23 protein-coding genes are annotated in these 14810 nt (G+C 51.8%); 3 read left to right on the top strand and 20 right to left on the bottom strand.

The window, feature by feature from the left end; all coding sequences use genetic code 11:
* Positions 1–99: 99 nt before the first annotated feature.
* The 3 genes from M2403_RS22425 to M2403_RS22415 all read left to right on the top strand — a co-directional run bounded on the left by M2403_RS22425 (position 100) and on the right by M2403_RS22415 (position 2903).
* Positions 100–975: a phage repressor protein CI gene (locus tag M2403_RS22425; protein ID WP_259230999.1), complete on the top strand. Its 876-nt coding sequence runs from the start codon at positions 100–102 to the stop codon at positions 973–975.
* 85 nt (positions 976–1060) lie between these two features.
* Positions 1061–1786 (top strand): hypothetical protein, encoded by a 726-nt coding sequence (locus tag M2403_RS22420; protein ID WP_259230997.1) that lies wholly within the window; start codon positions 1061–1063, stop codon positions 1784–1786.
* A gap of 67 nt (positions 1787–1853) precedes the next feature.
* A complete protein-coding gene (locus tag M2403_RS22415; protein WP_259230995.1) occupies positions 1854–2903 on the top strand; it encodes a site-specific integrase in 1050 nt (349 codons plus the stop codon).
* Positions 2904–3102: 199 nt separating this feature from the next.
* Here M2403_RS22415 and M2403_RS22410 read toward each other — a convergent pair whose 3' ends face one another.
* The 20 genes from M2403_RS22410 to M2403_RS22315 all read right to left on the bottom strand — a co-directional run bounded on the left by M2403_RS22410 (position 3103) and on the right by M2403_RS22315 (position 14798).
* Complete coding sequence (locus M2403_RS22410) at positions 3103–3282, bottom strand: ogr/Delta-like zinc finger family protein (protein WP_104924474.1); 180 nt, start codon at positions 3280–3282, stop codon at positions 3103–3105.
* 65 nt (positions 3283–3347) lie between these two features.
* A complete protein-coding gene (locus tag M2403_RS22405) occupies positions 3348–4448 on the bottom strand; it encodes a contractile injection system protein, VgrG/Pvc8 family (protein WP_259230994.1) in 1101 nt (366 codons plus the stop codon).
* Between the two features lie 2 nt (positions 4449–4450).
* Positions 4451–4921: a phage tail protein gene (locus M2403_RS22400; RefSeq protein WP_152323994.1), complete on the bottom strand. Its 471-nt coding sequence runs from the start codon at positions 4919–4921 to the stop codon at positions 4451–4453.
* Positions 4918–6549 (bottom strand): phage tail tape measure protein, encoded by a 1632-nt coding sequence (locus M2403_RS22395; protein ID WP_259230993.1) that lies wholly within the window; start codon positions 6547–6549, stop codon positions 4918–4920. The genes M2403_RS22400 and M2403_RS22395 overlap by 4 nt, the downstream gene beginning before the upstream one ends.
* Positions 6542–6664 carry a GpE family phage tail protein gene (locus M2403_RS22390; RefSeq protein ID WP_104924478.1) on the bottom strand — a complete coding sequence of 41 codons (123 nt, stop codon included), beginning with the start codon at positions 6662–6664 and terminating at the stop codon, positions 6542–6544. The genes M2403_RS22395 and M2403_RS22390 overlap by 8 nt, the downstream gene beginning before the upstream one ends.
* A gap of 32 nt (positions 6665–6696) precedes the next feature.
* A complete protein-coding gene (locus M2403_RS22385) occupies positions 6697–6978 on the bottom strand; it encodes a phage tail assembly protein (RefSeq protein WP_165061568.1) in 282 nt (93 codons plus the stop codon).
* A gap of 58 nt (positions 6979–7036) precedes the next feature.
* Entirely contained in the window at positions 7037–7546 is a 510-nt protein-coding gene (locus M2403_RS22380; RefSeq protein ID WP_152323991.1) for a phage major tail tube protein, read from the bottom strand.
* A gap of 14 nt (positions 7547–7560) precedes the next feature.
* A complete protein-coding gene (locus tag M2403_RS22375) occupies positions 7561–8730 on the bottom strand; it encodes a phage tail sheath protein (RefSeq protein WP_165061571.1) in 1170 nt (389 codons plus the stop codon).
* 170 nt (positions 8731–8900) lie between these two features.
* Positions 8901–9932 (bottom strand): phage tail protein, encoded by a 1032-nt coding sequence (locus tag M2403_RS22370; protein WP_152323989.1) that lies wholly within the window; start codon positions 9930–9932, stop codon positions 8901–8903.
* Entirely contained in the window at positions 9922–10536 is a 615-nt protein-coding gene (locus tag M2403_RS22365) for a phage tail protein I (RefSeq protein WP_152323988.1), read from the bottom strand. Before M2403_RS22365 ends, M2403_RS22370 begins: the two co-directional genes overlap by 11 nt.
* Positions 10529–11437, bottom strand: coding sequence for a baseplate assembly protein (locus tag M2403_RS22360; RefSeq protein WP_259230992.1), 909 nt, complete (start codon positions 11435–11437; stop codon positions 10529–10531). Before M2403_RS22360 ends, M2403_RS22365 begins: the two co-directional genes overlap by 8 nt.
* Positions 11438–11441: 4 nt before the next feature.
* On the bottom strand, positions 11442–11792 hold the full coding sequence (locus M2403_RS22355) for a GPW/gp25 family protein (RefSeq protein ID WP_259230991.1): 351 nt from the start codon (positions 11790–11792) through the stop codon (positions 11442–11444).
* Complete coding sequence (locus M2403_RS22350; protein ID WP_152323985.1) at positions 11789–12430, bottom strand: phage baseplate assembly protein V; 642 nt, start codon at positions 12428–12430, stop codon at positions 11789–11791. Before M2403_RS22350 ends, M2403_RS22355 begins: the two co-directional genes overlap by 4 nt.
* An 81-nt stretch (positions 12431–12511) precedes the next feature.
* A complete protein-coding gene (locus tag M2403_RS22345; protein WP_259230990.1) occupies positions 12512–12976 on the bottom strand; it encodes a phage tail protein in 465 nt (154 codons plus the stop codon).
* Positions 12939–13181, bottom strand: a complete 243-nt coding sequence (lysC, locus tag M2403_RS22340) for an Rz1-like lysis system protein LysC (RefSeq protein WP_229893707.1) — start codon at positions 13179–13181, stop codon at positions 12939–12941. Before lysC ends, M2403_RS22345 begins: the two co-directional genes overlap by 38 nt.
* Positions 13072–13497 (bottom strand): Rz-like lysis system protein LysB, encoded by a 426-nt coding sequence (gene lysB / locus M2403_RS22335; protein WP_165061588.1) that lies wholly within the window; start codon positions 13495–13497, stop codon positions 13072–13074. The genes lysC and lysB overlap by 110 nt, the downstream gene beginning before the upstream one ends.
* Positions 13494–14006: a lysozyme gene (locus M2403_RS22330; protein ID WP_259230989.1), complete on the bottom strand. Its 513-nt coding sequence runs from the start codon at positions 14004–14006 to the stop codon at positions 13494–13496. Before M2403_RS22330 ends, lysB begins: the two co-directional genes overlap by 4 nt.
* Positions 13987–14208 carry an HP1 family phage holin gene (locus M2403_RS22325; protein ID WP_152323981.1) on the bottom strand — a complete coding sequence of 74 codons (222 nt, stop codon included), beginning with the start codon at positions 14206–14208 and terminating at the stop codon, positions 13987–13989. The genes M2403_RS22330 and M2403_RS22325 overlap by 20 nt, the downstream gene beginning before the upstream one ends.
* Positions 14199–14402 (bottom strand): tail protein X, encoded by a 204-nt coding sequence (locus tag M2403_RS22320; RefSeq protein ID WP_152323980.1) that lies wholly within the window; start codon positions 14400–14402, stop codon positions 14199–14201. Before M2403_RS22320 ends, M2403_RS22325 begins: the two co-directional genes overlap by 10 nt.
* 201 nt (positions 14403–14603) lie before the next feature.
* On the bottom strand, positions 14604–14798 hold the full coding sequence (locus M2403_RS22315; RefSeq protein ID WP_152323979.1) for a hypothetical protein: 195 nt from the start codon (positions 14796–14798) through the stop codon (positions 14604–14606).
* Positions 14799–14810 lie beyond the last annotated feature (12 nt).

Raw genomic sequence — 14810 nt, 5'->3', positions numbered from 1 at the left:
ATTTTTAGTGCAGTGTTGTGCATCTTGGTCGATGAACGACACTTTAGATCACATTGTGTGATGTTGTAAACAATCATTCTGTGTGTTTTAGGGCGGTGTATGAAAGAAAATCTCGATTCCTCAGGCGCGATTATCGAAAGAATGCTTATTTCTTATGGGGTTAAGACTCAAAAGGAATTGGGCGAAAAATTAGAGATCCCAGCTAATGCTGTAAGCAATTGGCAGCAGCGCGGCAGCGTTCCAGGTAAGGCCATCATTGATTGTGCTATATCCACTGGCGTGGATCTCAACTGGCTTGTTAATGGAAATCTCACAGATGCAAGAAAGTTGGTGGGAGAAGGTGAGGGGCTTCGTGGAAGCCAGCTCCGCGAGAAGCTATTAAAAGCCTCTGGTGGCAAAGAGCTAATTCGGCGGATTATGGATGCCTATGGGTTCAAAACTCAGACAGAGCTTGGTGATTATCTTGGACTTTCATCAGGCACTATCAGCACCTGGATTCGTCGAGAGTTTTTCCCTGGGGAGGTCGTCGTTACTTGTGCCCTCGATACTGGTGCGCCGCTTTACTGGCTCGCTACTGGGCTGCAATCAAAATTCTCACCAAAACAAGTCGAGCCTGACAATGAACTCCCAAGCGGGAGAACAACTTTAATCAGCATCAACAAATACCAACTCACAGCAGGACAACTGAAAGAGTCCGGCAGTGTATTCTGTGACCCGGAAATATTACCTCAAACGGTGAACAAACCTGCCTATATCTTCTCCGGTCGTTATATTTGGCTAGCAGATATGGGAGTGACTAACATTGCCAATGGCAAATGGCTCATAGATTTAGACGGTAATGTCGATGTCTACAGCATTTCACGTTTACCAGGTAATAAGTTACAAGTAAAAAATGATTCTACTGAGTTTCAATGCTCCCCCGATGAGTTAAAAGCAATCGGATTAATTTCTGCAACAACAGAGGCACATTTCTAAGGAGTTTAAATTAAATGGATTTTTATTCATCAGGGTTTATGTAAGTACTTTATATACAGGATAGTTATTAACTAAGGATATCTTCATGGGAACTTTATTAGCATTAATTTCTTTTGCAGCATTCATTGCCTTTTTTGTAGGCCTGGCTAAACCTAAACTTGTTCTAATGCCGAACAGGAAACGATCGAGCGTCATCTATATTGCCGTTTTTATAATTGCAGCAGTGGCCGGAGCAAAGCTCGATCCAACCCCTAAGACCGCGGTGGATGCCAACACTAAAAATGAACCGAAGGTTGCAGAACCAGCAAAATTTGAATACGCAAATTTATCTTTAAGCGATTATCGACGCGAAGCCCAGTCAAAACGGCATGAAATTATTAGCGACTATGTAAATTTCAAAAAAATTGATTCTAAAAGTAGCGATCCGTTTTATGCGTGCATGAGTGAAAATAGTTTATTAAAAGATGGGAACCTACCTTTAAGCACTGCCTTAGGATGGTGCGAGGGTGAGTATGAAACGAACCCCGCCGCTTTATCGAAACGTATCAATCTCGATGCTTTCCAGGGTAATTTTAGCGGCTGGAATGGGGCTTACCGCCCACTTGAAAAACTCATCAAGAAAAGCATGAATGATGATGATTCCTACAAGCATGTTGAAACAGTATCGAGCATTGTTTTAGGAAAGGATCCCCATGGTATTGTCAAAACAACATTCAAAGGAAAGAACGCTTACGGGGCAGTTGTTAAGGAGCAAGTTGCCGCAAGAGTTGATTTGAATACCGGTGATATCGTGAGCATTATCGAAAATTAAGCTCTCTCATCAGCCATGTGTCGATTTATGACCATGGCTAATCATCTCATTTTTGCGTAGGTACTACATGACCGTAAGAAAGCTACCTTCCGGACAATGGTTAGTTGAAAGCTATCCTAACGGGCGTGACAAAAAACGCCTGCGAAAAACTTTTGCAACTAAAGGGGAAGCCATTGCTTTTGAAACCTACACCCAAGATGAAACAAATAATAAACCGTGGTTAGGTGAGAAGGAAGATCGCCGTAAACTTAGTGAGCTTATCGAATTATGGGATAAGCTGCATGGTCAGACCCTATCAGCCGGAAAGTCTCGCATGGGTAAACTGCATATCATTTGCAACGGACTTAAAGATCCAATTGCCTCGCAATTAACCGCTAAAGATTGGTCAACATATCGTGGCAAGAGACTACGTGGTGAAATCAGCAACGGCTACCATGAAAACCCTGAAAAATGGATTGCTAAGCCTGTAACTGTAAACAGAGAGCAGCAATACCTTGATGCCATGTTTAATGAGCTAAAGCGCTTAGGGGAATGGTCTTTACCTAACCCACTTGATGGGGTCAGGACATTCAAAGAAGAAGAAAAAGAAATGTCCTGGCTGACAGAAGCTCAAATCAAAGAATTGTTGGCCGCATGCGAAAGCTACGGGAAGGATAATTTAACTTGCATTGTCAAGATATGCCTAGCGACTGGAGCTCGCTGGAGTGAGGCAGAAGGGCTGAGCCGTTCTCAATTATCACCAAATAAACTGACTTTTTTTAAAACAAAAGGGAAGAAAAACCGAACGGTTCCGATAGCGAATTGGCTCTATGATGAACTGAAAATGAGTCAGGGGAAGATGTTTAAACCTTGCTACCAAGAGTTCAAAAAAGCATTGGCTTTAACAAATATTGAGCTTCCGGAAGGGCAAAAAACACACGTTTTAAGGCACACTTTTGCATCTCATTTTATGATGAGCGGAGGCAATATTTTAGTGCTCCAGCGCATACTCGGACATGCCAATATTCGGGAAACTATGCGCTATGCTCACTTCGCTCCCGACCACCTGGAAGAGGCTGTAAACCTGAACCCCTTGGCATTTAAAAATGGCGGCAAAGTGGCGGCAGAGGTTGCATGACACTGCATTTCATTGCATTAAATATAGATTTAACTATATGAATAATAATGAAAATCTATATTTATCAATGCACTCCCTTAAAAGCGTCTTAACTAAGGTATCGCTAACGCGACATCGACTAGTTAATAGAGAACAAGGGGTTAGCCATCGGCTAACCCCTTTTTTTGTGTTCAGTGGCGGCAAAATGGCGGAAAATTGACTACGCAGCAGGGCGCTGGCTGCCGGGTTTTGAGATGACCCGGGCGACGGATTCGTGGGTGGCAAACGTACAGCTGCATTCAATATTCTGGCACTGATGATAACGTTCTTTAGTTGATTCACTCAGATAGCGGCTTGAACGGGTATGAGCGACTTTTCCACACAGCGGGCAATGCATCATAAAAACCTCCGGCATGACAGGTAAGCGATGGAGTCATTATGAAATTCATAACTTGCAAAAGCAAGTTATAATTGCGATGTTGAAGATTTATAAGTGATGTCTGCAATATAAATCTTCAAATCCAATGTCGTGGTAAACCCTTTGGCATTGATGTCATGTTTTGCCGAGTTAATGACCCAATTTTCATTATCAATAACCTCCTTAAAACCTTGTACATTGACCGGCGTTTGCGCACTCAGGTCTGCCCGCCCAAGTGCCAGCTGAATAGTGAAGGAAGACGAGTCGTTCTGGATTTGGTTAAAAACAGAATCAGCCGCACGTTTTGCCGTTTCCTCATCAGGATAAATTTTACTCAGCTGAAGAGGGTTTTGATTTTTACCCGCGATATAGCTGTTGTCTGCGTCCCCTTTGTTCTGGCCAGCGGTTCGTTTGAGATCGACGTTGCTGGTGGTCGCCGTTTTGACGTCATGCCATTGCGCTTTCACACCGCCATACGCCAGTTGATCAACCAGTTTAAAGGCGTATTTATCCCCATCACTGCGCTCGATGGTTCTCCACGGCAATGCCTGACCGGACGCGGTACGTCCTACGCTGGCTTTGTAGAAAATGATCGAACCGTTTTTGACTGTTACCTGAGCGCCGTAAATTTGCGCCAGCCGTGTCAGGAAATAGCTGTCGGCTTCGTTCGTCTGATCGATGTGCGAGATCTTGATGCTATCCAGCTCCGCCGGGATCACCGGAAGGGTGAGTTTATTCCGCGCAGAAATGATACGAACGATCGCGCCCAGCGTGTAATCGTCATACGACTGGCTGAGTTTGGTATCAAAGGAACCACTCAGGTCTGCACTGCGGGCAGTGACGGTGATGATGTCCGGTGCGCCGGAATATGTCACCGTATCGACGATAAAATAGCCGCAGTCATATAACGCCAGCTTCGACCACCCGAGATGCAAATGCAAAACGGTTCCCCGGGCAGGCATCTGCAACCGACCATCGCTGTCGTCGAAGGTCAGGTTCAGAGTATCCGCCACAAAACCGCTGTTATCTGTAACGGATAAACTGATGATACGGCTGGAAATATTCTCTTCCAGGACTTTGTTTTTTACCGTCAGGGTAAACGCCGGCGCAATGCGTGCGCCAGCCGGTAACTGATAATCGGTAATCATAGTCAGACTCCCTGAACGAAGTTGCTGACTGCCGAACTGGCCTTGTTAAATAGCCCTTCAGCCTGAGCCAGCAGATCGCCAAACATGGCCGCCTGAGATTCATCGACGCGTTTTAAACTGACCGAAAAGCTGATGCTCCGTGCCTGACCGTTCGAATTAATTTCGGTGTTATCGTGTGTCATGTTCTCAATAATAAACATACCGTAGATGGTTCCGCTGCCTTCGATCAATGGCCACGCCCGCCCGGACTCGGCCATACCTTCTAAAACTTGCAAATAGCTTATTCCACCGGTAACTTCCGGCAAAAGCAGCCCGCTGAGTTTCATCGACTCTTTCCCCAGCCCCAGAAACTGGGAAACCGGACGTTGCCCGATACGCGTGTTTTCCTGCCAGTTGTAATTTACTTCCCGGTGAAGCGTCTGATAGGGAAGGGTATTTAGTTTAAAAACGAACAAACCCAGTGACATCATCATCCGTAAAACCCTCCGTTAGTAAACTGGCTGTACCCGGCGTTGGTGGCGTTCCATTCCCGCTCGTTCATGGTGTTTGCGATAAGCTCACGAATTTGATTCTGATCGGTGTCCGGCGTGGCGGTGAAACTGACATTGACGGTGGTTGCGCGGTTGTCGGTCAGGTTATTCGCCACACTGTTTTTGGCCGGCTGATACATGCCCAGAATGCCGCCCGTAGGGGAAATGCTCTCCACTGGCGGCGTTGACATATCCGGGGCAGCGCCAGGTTCGTCGCCGCCGAAAATAGAATCCCACCCTTTTTTAGCCCAGCTAAAGATTTCGCCGATCTGGGAAACCGCCTTGTTCAGCGTGACAAAAACTTCACCGATTGCGATGCCGACTTCTTTACCTATATTGGTGAAGCCACTCAGTTCGTCCTGACTGAATTTTATCGGTTCGAACAAATCCGTGATCCAGCCCAGCGCGCTTTTGAAAGGCGCAAACGCTTCACTGACCGGCCCCATCACGGAACTGAAGCCTTCAATTATGCCGCCAACAACGGCACTGATCGGCTCCCAGAGTTTCACCACGGCAATGCCAATACCGGCTATCAGCGCGATGACGGGCAGAAGTGGAAGCCCGATGGCGGCGAAAGCCGCGGCAATCGCGCCGCCCGTGCCGGTAAAAATGGTGCCTAACAGACCGGCACCGGCGATCAGCATGTTTACACCGCTCAGAACCGGCGCAATGACCATGCCCAGCGAGCCCAACCCGCCAACAATCCCGGTGACGCCTAATGCCAGCCCGAGCAGTGAACTCACCAGCTGCGGATTATCGGTGATCCAGGTATTAAGCGTGTTTAGCCATCCGGAAGCTGTCTGCGTCAGCTCGCGCAGCGCAGAATTCTGACCTTCGAACAGGTTTATGCGCAGCGTGTCCCAACCTGCGAACAGCTTTTTGACGTCACCATCCAGATTGTCGCCTTTCACCGTCACGGCCATTTTCGCCTCCGGCGTGGCGCCATTCAGTTCGCCAGGCGTTTGAGCCAGAACCTGATCGGCATTCATGCCTTTTGCAGCCAGATCTTTTTGTTTCGCCACGACTTCAGAAGGCGCATGGCCGGAAACCGCCATGGAAAGCCCCTGCTGGCGCAACGCAGCAATGCGCGGATCGCCATTTTTCAGGCGGAGGAGAGACTGAACCTCGGAAATCCCGGCCTCAAAATCTGCGCCGGGTTTGAGAACGCTTTTGGCCAGCTCGAGTTTCGGCTGTGCAAAAGCGAGGGCCGACGAAGCCGCACTTTTGAGCTGCCCGGTTTGCTGTTCACGCGTCTTGAATTGCTGCCCGATTTCCAGCCCTTTTTGTTCTATCAACATCGGTCGTTGCTGGCGGCGTTGTTCCCCGGGCTGTTCTTTTGCGGCTGTTTTTACGCCGCGATAGGCCTGTTTTTCTGCCGTTTTATCCGGCTCGAAAATCGACTCGCGGAGCGATAAAGAAGCATCAGTAATATCTTGCGACATCGTGCTGAATAAATTCTTGTCGGGCACGGTCATGTAGGTCTGCCAGACGTTGGCCGTCGCCTTGCGCAGCGACGCCAGTTCGTCGTTCATTTTTCCCATCGTCGTGGGTAACTGTTCGAGATTACTCATCTGTTTTTACTCCGCTGCGTTGCAAAGCCTTATGCCGCCAGTTCAGGAGCTCCGTCAGCGACATGCCGCCCATTTCGGACGGCGGCCAGTGGAAGATCACCGCGATGTCTGCCATCAGATCATCGACGGTGAGACGGGACGCGATTTTTACGCCTCCGGTTTCGGTGATAAAAAACCAATCACCTTGCCTGCCAGCGCAATCAGGTCCGGCAATTCAAGGCGCGCGCATTCTTCTTTGGTCAGGTTGGGCATCGTGATGCGCGGCAAAATAGTGATTAACGCGTCAACATCCGCATTGGCCAGTGCCGCAAGGCCGATACCGCGCAGGCTGCCCGCGGTCGGTTTAGTGACCTGGATTTCGGTGATTTCGGTTTCACCGCGTTTTAGCGGAACATCCAAAATGACGGTGTTGTATTCAGTCTGGCTCATGATTTTTCCTGTTAAAGGAGAAGAAGCCGGCAAGGTTCTGCCGGCTGAGGGAAGGGGGTTACAGGCCGAGCGCGGTGCGGTGTTCCGCCAGGCGGTCAACGCCATTGACGATTTCCACCATATTGACGGTGTCGATCTCAATCAGCTCTTTGCCGTCGATGGTCAGCTTGAAGTAAGTACACTGCGTGGTGACTTTGGTTTCAGTGTCTTCGCCCTGTTTGTATTCGCCGAAATCAAACTCTTTGTGGCGGCCACGCATCATCACTTCGACTGCGGAAACGTCACCGGTGTCGTCGCGTTGCAGTGAACCGGCAAAGCGCAGCGGAATATCCGACGTGCTGCCCCATTGCTGTAAAACCAGCTCATCCAGGCCGCCGATAGACCATTCCAGGGTCAGCGCGTCGTCGTCCAGACCGAAGTCCACGGCGACCGAACCGCTCATGCCGCCGCCGCGATAATTCTCCAGCTTGCGGGTCAGTTTCGGCAGGGTCAGGGAAGAGACCAGGCCCAGATAGCTGTTCCCATCGTTGAACAGGTTCAGGTATTTCAATTTCTTAGGAAGTGCCATGAGTCATTGTCTCCTTAGCTGTTAATGGACGCGGCAAAATTCACCAGATAAGAGTCGGTGATGCGCTGGCGCAGGGTCAGATCTTCCAGTGGAGGAACCGGGGTGTAGTCGTAATCGATAAACAATTTCCCGGCTTTCAGGGTTTCAGCGGTGTTCGCGGTTTCGTCGTACCAGCAGTCGCCGTCGATGATGTAACCGGCTGATTTCATTTCACGCATTTTGGCTTTAATGCCGTCGATCATGTCGCGAACCAGCGTCGGGGTCATTGGCTTATCGACCGCCCACATATGTGCTTCAGCCATCGTGTCCGCCAGAACCTGCGCCGTGCGGGTATAGTTTTCAAACAGGAAGAGGGTGTCATCGCTACAGGTACGGTTGCCCCAGAAACGGAAGCCGTCTTTGCGCACCAGTGTGGTGACGCAGGCTTCGTTCAGCAGATCGGCGTCAGTGCCGCTAGCCTGCAAATCCCAGAAGACGCTGGCAGAAAGGCCGGTAACCCCGTTGACGCCCACGTTGGATAACGTTTTGTGCCAGCCGGTTTCCTGGTCAATTTTGGCGCGCAGGCCCAGGGCTCTTGCGGTGGCATAAGCAACGTCAGGCTGGCTGGTGGCAGTATTCCAGTTCACGAAATCAGGCCAGATCAGCATCAGTTCGCGCTGGCTGAAGTTATCGCGATACTTGATGGCATCGGAAATATTTTTTGCGCCATACACGCCGACATAGCCGAAAGCGCGCAGCTGCTGGCAAACGCCTGCCAGTGCCGTGGCAACGGCCTGATTATCCAGCCCCGGAACGCCCAAAATACGCGGTTTCACGCCAAGTTCTGCCTGTGCGGAAAGCAGCGCTTTCATGCCGGTGTAGCGGCCATTGGCATCGGAACCGCCAATAATATTGGTGGTCGTTTCTGCTTCATCTTCACCTGTCGCGACGCGTACTACGACGGTGACCGGTTTACATTGATCGGCAATCGCCAGCAGTGCTGCACGCAGCGTACCGGAAGTGCCCGCTTTACCGCTGGCGGCCAGAACGTCGGTGATCAGAACCGGCGTGTTGAGGGGAAATAAAGTGGCATCCGCATCTTCTGCGGTACACACCATGCCGATAATTGCTGTTGAAACGGTGGAAATAACGCGGGTGCCGTCGTTGATTTCGACGACGCGTACGCCGTGATGATAATCAGCCATCAGGTCGACTCTCTCTGTTGTGGGTGGTGAAGCAAGGATGCCGGTTCACAAAAGAAAGCGCATTCGATGGCAGGCGTGGCAGGAGTGGCACAACAGAGGGGGAATAAAAAAGAGATAATGAAAATTATCTCTTTAAAAATAGTAGGTAATATTAGTAAGTTAAATCAGAATCAGGCTGCCCGGACTATATAATTAAAAGCGATATTGCGGGGACGCATAGTGATCCATATCCCTGCGGGGTTTGATAGATTGGCAGGTAATTGTACGGCGGTCATGCTGTTATCCGCCATGATGGCAGCAAGTGTAGCATTGGACGGCGTTTTAGCTCCCGCAGGCTGTCCGGCAATCGCTGAGTCAGCGGAAACAAAAGGAGTGCCTATTGTTCCTCCTGTTGTTGTTTCATCAACTCCGAAGTAATCCAGTGCAGCGGTTCTGATACCGGTTGCTCCCTGAGCGCCATAGATGACCCGCCCTGCATCAACCCCTCGTCCATCATCCCAGCCACGAATAAATTCGCCTCGCAAATCAGGCAACAAACCCAGAGGGTAAACAGCGGCAAGTTTTGGATACTTTGCCTTATCAAATGCCGCGCCATTACATTTTAACCACCCTGCTGGTGGCGTTGCTGTCGGCCAGGGGAGGGGAATACCCACTGGCAGATCGTATTGCGGATGTGGATTCGCTGCCGCCACATGGTTCGCCATCACATTGTCTGCGTACGCTTTGACCTCAATGACTTTATCATCGACATATTTGCGCGTCGCCAGCACCACCGACGGGTCAATTTTCAGCGTCACTGCGTCTGTGCTGTTTACCACTAAGATCATGCGAACCGTCTGAGTCCGGCCGCTGCCTTCCTGCAATTGCGGTTTATAAGTTTCCGGGCAGTTGGCAATGGCAATCAGCGTATTGTCCTGATCGAATAAGCCAATCTCACGGATCCAGAACCCCCCCTGATCTTCAGGAATGATTTGTTCTGCGATGATCTGGTTAGTATTCGCCGGATCAACTGTGAGTGAGTTGAGTGAGGCTCGACGCTTTTCGCCGATCAATTTTGTTTGCGCCGGATCGGGGGTTGGCAAAATACCGCCACCGTCTCCCACTGCCATTTGTGTCAGGCTAAGTTGTGTACCCAGCGCAGTCGCATTAGCCAGTTTCGCTGCACCCAGATTGGTCAGCAACGCATAATATTTAGCTGTCATAATTAACTCTCAGGTTGTCGATTAAATGAATGGCTGAACCGCTATATACAGAGCCGGAGGCAGTAATGGTTTCAGGGAAATAGGGATAAACCGTCAGCTCTTCGCCGTCGTAAGTCGCTGCGGCGAGATAAAAATCTCCCGTGACGTCCAGATTGATAGACAGACCAATCAGATGGCGGCTACAGGGTTTAGCATCGGTGATCAGGCGTTCGAGTTCCTGATACATTTCTTCTGTAATGCCCGTTTCAAGAACGCCGACATCGAGGCGAAAAGTGCCGGGAGCATCCCTGGTCTGCCACCATTCGGTGACGCGAATTAAATATCCCAGCGGTTCAACAACCCGGCGTAATGCGCCGATGGTGCCTTTGTGTTTATGCACGAACCAGGCGGCGCTAACGGCAGAGCGTTTTGCCTGTTCGGTCCAGTTCTCATCCCATCGGTCGACCGAAAATGCCCAGGCCAGATAAGGTAATAATTCCAGCGGGCAGGAATCAGGATCCCAAAGTTTACGCAGAGGTACGTTGATATTGCCGATTTGAGAAAGCGCCTGAGCCGCGGCAATTTCAAGCTGTGTTGAGCCAGAGGGAAGGAGCCGCTCATTCATCCGAGCCTCCGACGGTAAGCGAGTAGGCCGTACATAAAGAGGCCTGAGTTTTATCAAGCACGATGTCCGCCATCGGCGACGACAGCTCGACCCGCTGAACGCCTTCAACATGCAAGGCGGCATAGATTGCAGAAAGCCGGATGTCCCGACCTAGCCGGCTTTGCGTGTTGATATAGGTTTTGAGTTGCGCTTCAGAAGCTGCGCGGACAGGCTCAATTTCTGGCGTTGGCAAGACATAGAGCACGGCATTAATCTGATAAGGCACAATTTCAGCGGCCTGGACTGTGACGCGATCGGCAACCGGACGGACATCTTCATCGTTCAGGGCTTTTTCTACCGCAATGAGCAAATCACCGGAGGCAGCGCCGTTGTTGTCACGTGACAAAATAGTCACTGTCACTACCGCGGGCGACGGGCTGATTGCCGATGCATCTGCAATACGTCCGTCTGCCGAGCGGGCATGATATTCGTAAGCGCCCGTCGGACCGGCCACGCTTAGTCCTTCAAACGCCTGAGGGATGCGCATACGTAAATCGCTATCGGTTTCCAGAATGGCAGCTGTTGGCGGAATAGTGGTGGTATCCGCAGGCTGTAAAATCAGACGCTGGACGTTGAAATTCGCTGCCAGCTGATCCAGATCGCTGCCCGTGGCATACGCTACCATCACCGCGCGGGCGGCTTCGTTTACCCGCTGGCGCAGGATCAGTTCGCGGTAGGCATTCTCTTGTAAGAGTTTGACCAGTGGCTCGGATTCCAGCGTCAGCGTACGGCTGATGGCTTCCTGCTGATCGGTGGGATACAGGGAAATCAGCGTGGTTTTACGTTCTTCAAACAGACTTTCATAATCCAGTTTTTCGACCACATCGGGGGCCGGTAACTGGCTCAAATCGATCGTTGCCATAGTGTCAGCTCACAGGAATATTGAGAGAGAAATCGGTTGCCGTATCGCTACGGTTTCCGGTCAGTTCCACGACCATTTTGCCGGTGTAACTGGTGTCAAAAGTAATGGCCGAGAGTGAAATACGCGGTTCCCAGTGCAACAAAGCGGTGTAGCAGATCGCCATCATTTGCAGGCGCAGTGCGTCGTTTTGCGGCTGGTCGATGAGCGATGAAAGCAGTGAACCGTAGTTCCGGCGCATCACCCTGGAACCGGCCGGTGTGTTCAAAATATCGCTGACGGACTGGCGGATATGATCGAAATCTTCAATCGCCGTGCCGCTGTTTTTGTTCATCCCCAGGTACTTTGGATTACTCATTGCGGGCCTCCGGTTTGACCGCCGCCAGTCTGAACGCCGCTGTGGCGATGGGTATGTACCACGATGCCGTTGGACGTCAGGCTTCCGCCGCTGTGGGTTAAATTGCCGGTCAGCGTGCCGCCTTGTTTAACTTCAAGAGAGCCGGTGGTCAGTTTGCGGGTGCAGACGACTTCCGGCGTATCCAGCGTGATGCGTGTGGTGGCGGTGCAGCGGATTTCCGGCGCGGTGACATCAACCTGCTCCGACGCGTCGATCACCGCCGTTTTGATGCCGCTGACTTTCAGGGCGCCGTTCGCCGGTTCGTACTCAAAAATCGCGCCGTCCGGAAATGCCAGATGCAGGGCATCTGCCGAAGCTGACGGTGCCGGTGAGGCATTGGAAAACACGGCCGGTAAGACGAATGCGGTATTGAGTTCGCCGCCCATCGACAGCAGTAAAACCTGTTCGCCCGGAGAGGGCGCCCACCAGCTGCGGGTCCGGCCCGCGCGGTGCGTCATCCACGGCAACCACGCCGTCACGTTGCTTCCGGTCGTAACGCGGCAGCGGGCGTTGGGTAAATCCAGTTCTGACACTGTTCCGATGCGTACCAGATTGCCAATCAGACGCATGATGTCGTTGAGTTGAAAGTTTGTATTCATGGGATTAAGGATGCCGTTTCACAGGGTTGAGCGACAACTGATGGCCGTCTGCCAGCGGATGGCACAACAGTTGTTATCGGGTTATTCGGTCCAGCTGCTGATCAGTTCTCCGTTGAGATAAACCTGGCGCGGCAACGCGACGTTCTCCGGCAGCGGCGGTTCCGGCAGGTGAGTGATCGTCCGTACGACATTCTCGTCGGCGACCTGAACCCGCTCAGTGAGTTGCAGCGTGAATGACAGCGCTGCGCCCGGCTGCACAAAAGCAAAATCGGTCAGCCGGTGCGCCGCGTTGCCGAGAATCTCAGGCTGATTGATCCGGAGCCAGTCGAGGATGGCGACCACCATCTGGTCAGTCAGACTTTCATCGGGCGCGTTGTCGCTGCTGACGCTTAACGTCAGCGGATAGCGATATTCGAAAGAAAGTGAAGAGGCCGAGGTGGCGACGACATTTCCCGCACCGGTGGTCATCACCAGCTTTTCAGGGGCGGATTGGAAAAAGGGGATTTGCTCAATCAGCCGTTGTTTTAGCTGTAGTGGTTTTTGCATGTTGTGCCTCCTGACACTTTTTGATGGTCTCAATCTGCAGGCCGCAGCTCAGCAGGGCGGATTCCAGCTGGAGAATATCGGCGCTCAGCGCCGCGTTAGTGCGCGGATGGCTGGACGGAACCGGGCAGGAACTGACCGCCGGACAGCCAATGTAAATAATCGCTGGCGGAGCTGAAGGCTGGCCGGTCGTGCAGCCGGCTAACATCAGCAGGCAGCTCAGCGTCAGCCCACTGGCGCGATTGCGGATTGTCATGAAGGCTCCTTTGCCGTTCCTGTTCCCGGGACTGCATCACCTGCGCGGCGGTGCTCAGGTCTTGACGTAACGCCAGTTCGGCGTCCGCGCGTTGCTGCATTTGCTGATTCAGCTCTGTAATCAGTTGATCCCGCTGGTGTAATTGCACGGTCAGCGCGTCGTGCTGCTGAACGGCGTTGTTGAGGTCGTGCTGTAGTGAACGGTTGGAAAGCAGCAGGATGACGATTAACAGCGCCATTCCTGCCAGAAGTGCCAGCATTGCTTTCATTCAATTCCCTTCAGGCAAACGGTGAATTCGGCGTTTCTCCGGCGTTCCAGCCCGCTGCTGCGCTGGCCTTTCACATAAACCCAGCGAGGAAGTTGTCCGCAGGCCTGCCGCCATTGTTGTTTGTTGATGAAATACGCCAGCGTGGATTTGCAAGCCGCGCCGGTACCGACGTTAAAACTAAATGACACCACGGCATCAAAGACCGGCTGCGGCATGTCGGCGGGCATGCACTTTTTGACGGCGCGCTCGGTTTGCTGGATATCCTGAAACAGTTTTTCTGCCGCCTGATGCTCGCTGATCGCTTTTCCGGGAACCACGCCTGCCGTATGGCCAATGCCGCTGGTCCAGACGCCCGCGCTGCACTGATAGGGTTGCAGCTGGCAACCTTCAAAGTCAGTAATCAGCCGCAGCCCTTCATCTGAAACCTGTAAGGCGTGATAACCGGGCAGCGCCGCCATCAGCGCCAGAACCGCGGCGGCGCTGCACCGCTTAAGAGTTGAGGTCTTCATAGGTGTTCGGATTCAGGTTGCTGCGCGCCAGAAGCTGGAAGCTTTTACGCCGGTAATACCAGTTGACGAGAAAAGTCCCGACGCCCACGCCGGAGCCGACTAAAAAAGCCACATCCTGTGATGTCAGGCCCGCCAGCCAGGTCAGCGACGTGGCAATGAAATAGGCGCAGGCCGAGCTGATGCGTTCAGTATTCAGTCCCATAACTTGATCGCTTCCTGAACCGGTTGTTCAGCGATATCAGGCATTTCAACGGCGGTGCCGTGAGGCAATAACGGGCCTAAGTCCGCGATGCCTTTATTGGCGGCGTACACTTTTTCCACGACAACCGCGGTGCGGCCGTAATAACGCCAGCACATGGAATCGAGGGTATCGCCCTGTTCTGCATAGAGTTTCATCGGTTTTCTCCGCAAGTGAGTGAAATCGTCAGGAAGTGAAATCAGTCTGCGGAATATGGCCGGAGGCAGCAATCTGAGAGGGTTGTTAAACGTGTGGCACAACAGGGAATTGAAGAGGGAGAAATGGCGGGGCGCTTAGCCCGAACAGAAGCCGGAGGAGTAAGCGCCACAACAGGAAAATACCGCCCGCAGATCAGGTTTTCAGTGTGCTTCGTCTGCGCTCCCGTGGTAACAGAGCGCGTCCTGATCCTCACCGGTCAGAGCCTGGCCAGCCAGTTCAGAAATCAGTGACATCACGACAAGAAATTCTTTTGGATTGCATTGCGCTGTCTGCGAAATGTCTGCGATCAATTGTATCCTGGACAACGTTAGCTGTTGTTTAGTCAGGTTTTCCATTTTCTCCCCTCG

The organism is Rahnella sp. BIGb0603, assembly GCF_024808755.1.
GTDB lineage: Bacteria > Pseudomonadota > Gammaproteobacteria > Enterobacterales > Enterobacteriaceae > Rahnella > Rahnella contaminans.
This window is presented reverse-complemented; position numbering and strand designations above follow the sequence as displayed.

What these genes read in the sequence shown, in the direction of transcription:
- M2403_RS22355 (WP_259230991.1), bottom strand. Translation starts at nt 11,792, where the DNA reads ATGAGTAATCCAAAGTACCTGGGGATGAACAAAAACAGCGGCACGGCG.
- M2403_RS22415 (WP_259230995.1), top strand. Translation starts at nt 1,854, where the DNA reads ATGACCGTAAGAAAGCTACCTTCCGGACAATGGTTAGTTGAAAGCTAT.
- lysB (WP_165061588.1), bottom strand. Translation starts at nt 13,497, where the DNA reads ATGAAAGCAATGCTGGCACTTCTGGCAGGAATGGCGCTGTTAATCGTC.
- M2403_RS22385 (WP_165061568.1), bottom strand. Translation starts at nt 6,978, where the DNA reads ATGAGCCAGACTGAATACAACACCGTCATTTTGGATGTTCCGCTAAAA.
- M2403_RS22425 (WP_259230999.1), top strand. Translation starts at nt 100, where the DNA reads ATGAAAGAAAATCTCGATTCCTCAGGCGCGATTATCGAAAGAATGCTT.
- M2403_RS22400 (WP_152323994.1), bottom strand. Translation starts at nt 4,921, where the DNA reads ATGATGATGTCACTGGGTTTGTTCGTTTTTAAACTAAATACCCTTCCC.
- M2403_RS22375 (WP_165061571.1), bottom strand. Translation starts at nt 8,730, where the DNA reads ATGGCTGATTATCATCACGGCGTACGCGTCGTCGAAATCAACGACGGC.
- M2403_RS22370 (WP_152323989.1), bottom strand. Translation starts at nt 9,932, where the DNA reads ATGACAGCTAAATATTATGCGTTGCTGACCAATCTGGGTGCAGCGAAA.
- M2403_RS22360 (WP_259230992.1), bottom strand. Translation starts at nt 11,437, where the DNA reads ATGGCAACGATCGATTTGAGCCAGTTACCGGCCCCCGATGTGGTCGAA.
- lysC (WP_229893707.1), bottom strand. Translation starts at nt 13,181, where the DNA reads ATGTTAGCCGGCTGCACGACCGGCCAGCCTTCAGCTCCGCCAGCGATT.
- M2403_RS22380 (WP_152323991.1), bottom strand. Translation starts at nt 7,546, where the DNA reads ATGGCACTTCCTAAGAAATTGAAATACCTGAACCTGTTCAACGATGGG.
- M2403_RS22330 (WP_259230989.1), bottom strand. Translation starts at nt 14,006, where the DNA reads ATGAAGACCTCAACTCTTAAGCGGTGCAGCGCCGCCGCGGTTCTGGCG.
- M2403_RS22315 (WP_152323979.1), bottom strand. Translation starts at nt 14,798, where the DNA reads ATGGAAAACCTGACTAAACAACAGCTAACGTTGTCCAGGATACAATTG.
- M2403_RS22420 (WP_259230997.1), top strand. Translation starts at nt 1,061, where the DNA reads ATGGGAACTTTATTAGCATTAATTTCTTTTGCAGCATTCATTGCCTTT.
- M2403_RS22405 (WP_259230994.1), bottom strand. Translation starts at nt 4,448, where the DNA reads ATGATTACCGATTATCAGTTACCGGCTGGCGCACGCATTGCGCCGGCG.
- M2403_RS22395 (WP_259230993.1), bottom strand. Translation starts at nt 6,549, where the DNA reads ATGAGTAATCTCGAACAGTTACCCACGACGATGGGAAAAATGAACGAC.
- M2403_RS22345 (WP_259230990.1), bottom strand. Translation starts at nt 12,976, where the DNA reads ATGCAAAAACCACTACAGCTAAAACAACGGCTGATTGAGCAAATCCCC.
- M2403_RS22390 (WP_104924478.1), bottom strand. Translation starts at nt 6,664, where the DNA reads ATGGCAGACATCGCGGTGATCTTCCACTGGCCGCCGTCCGAAATGGGC.
- M2403_RS22365 (WP_152323988.1), bottom strand. Translation starts at nt 10,536, where the DNA reads ATGAATGAGCGGCTCCTTCCCTCTGGCTCAACACAGCTTGAAATTGCC.
- M2403_RS22325 (WP_152323981.1), bottom strand. Translation starts at nt 14,208, where the DNA reads ATGGGACTGAATACTGAACGCATCAGCTCGGCCTGCGCCTATTTCATT.
- M2403_RS22320 (WP_152323980.1), bottom strand. Translation starts at nt 14,402, where the DNA reads ATGAAACTCTATGCAGAACAGGGCGATACCCTCGATTCCATGTGCTGG.
- M2403_RS22410 (WP_104924474.1), bottom strand. Translation starts at nt 3,282, where the DNA reads ATGATGCATTGCCCGCTGTGTGGAAAAGTCGCTCATACCCGTTCAAGC.
- M2403_RS22350 (WP_152323985.1), bottom strand. Translation starts at nt 12,430, where the DNA reads ATGAATACAAACTTTCAACTCAACGACATCATGCGTCTGATTGGCAAT.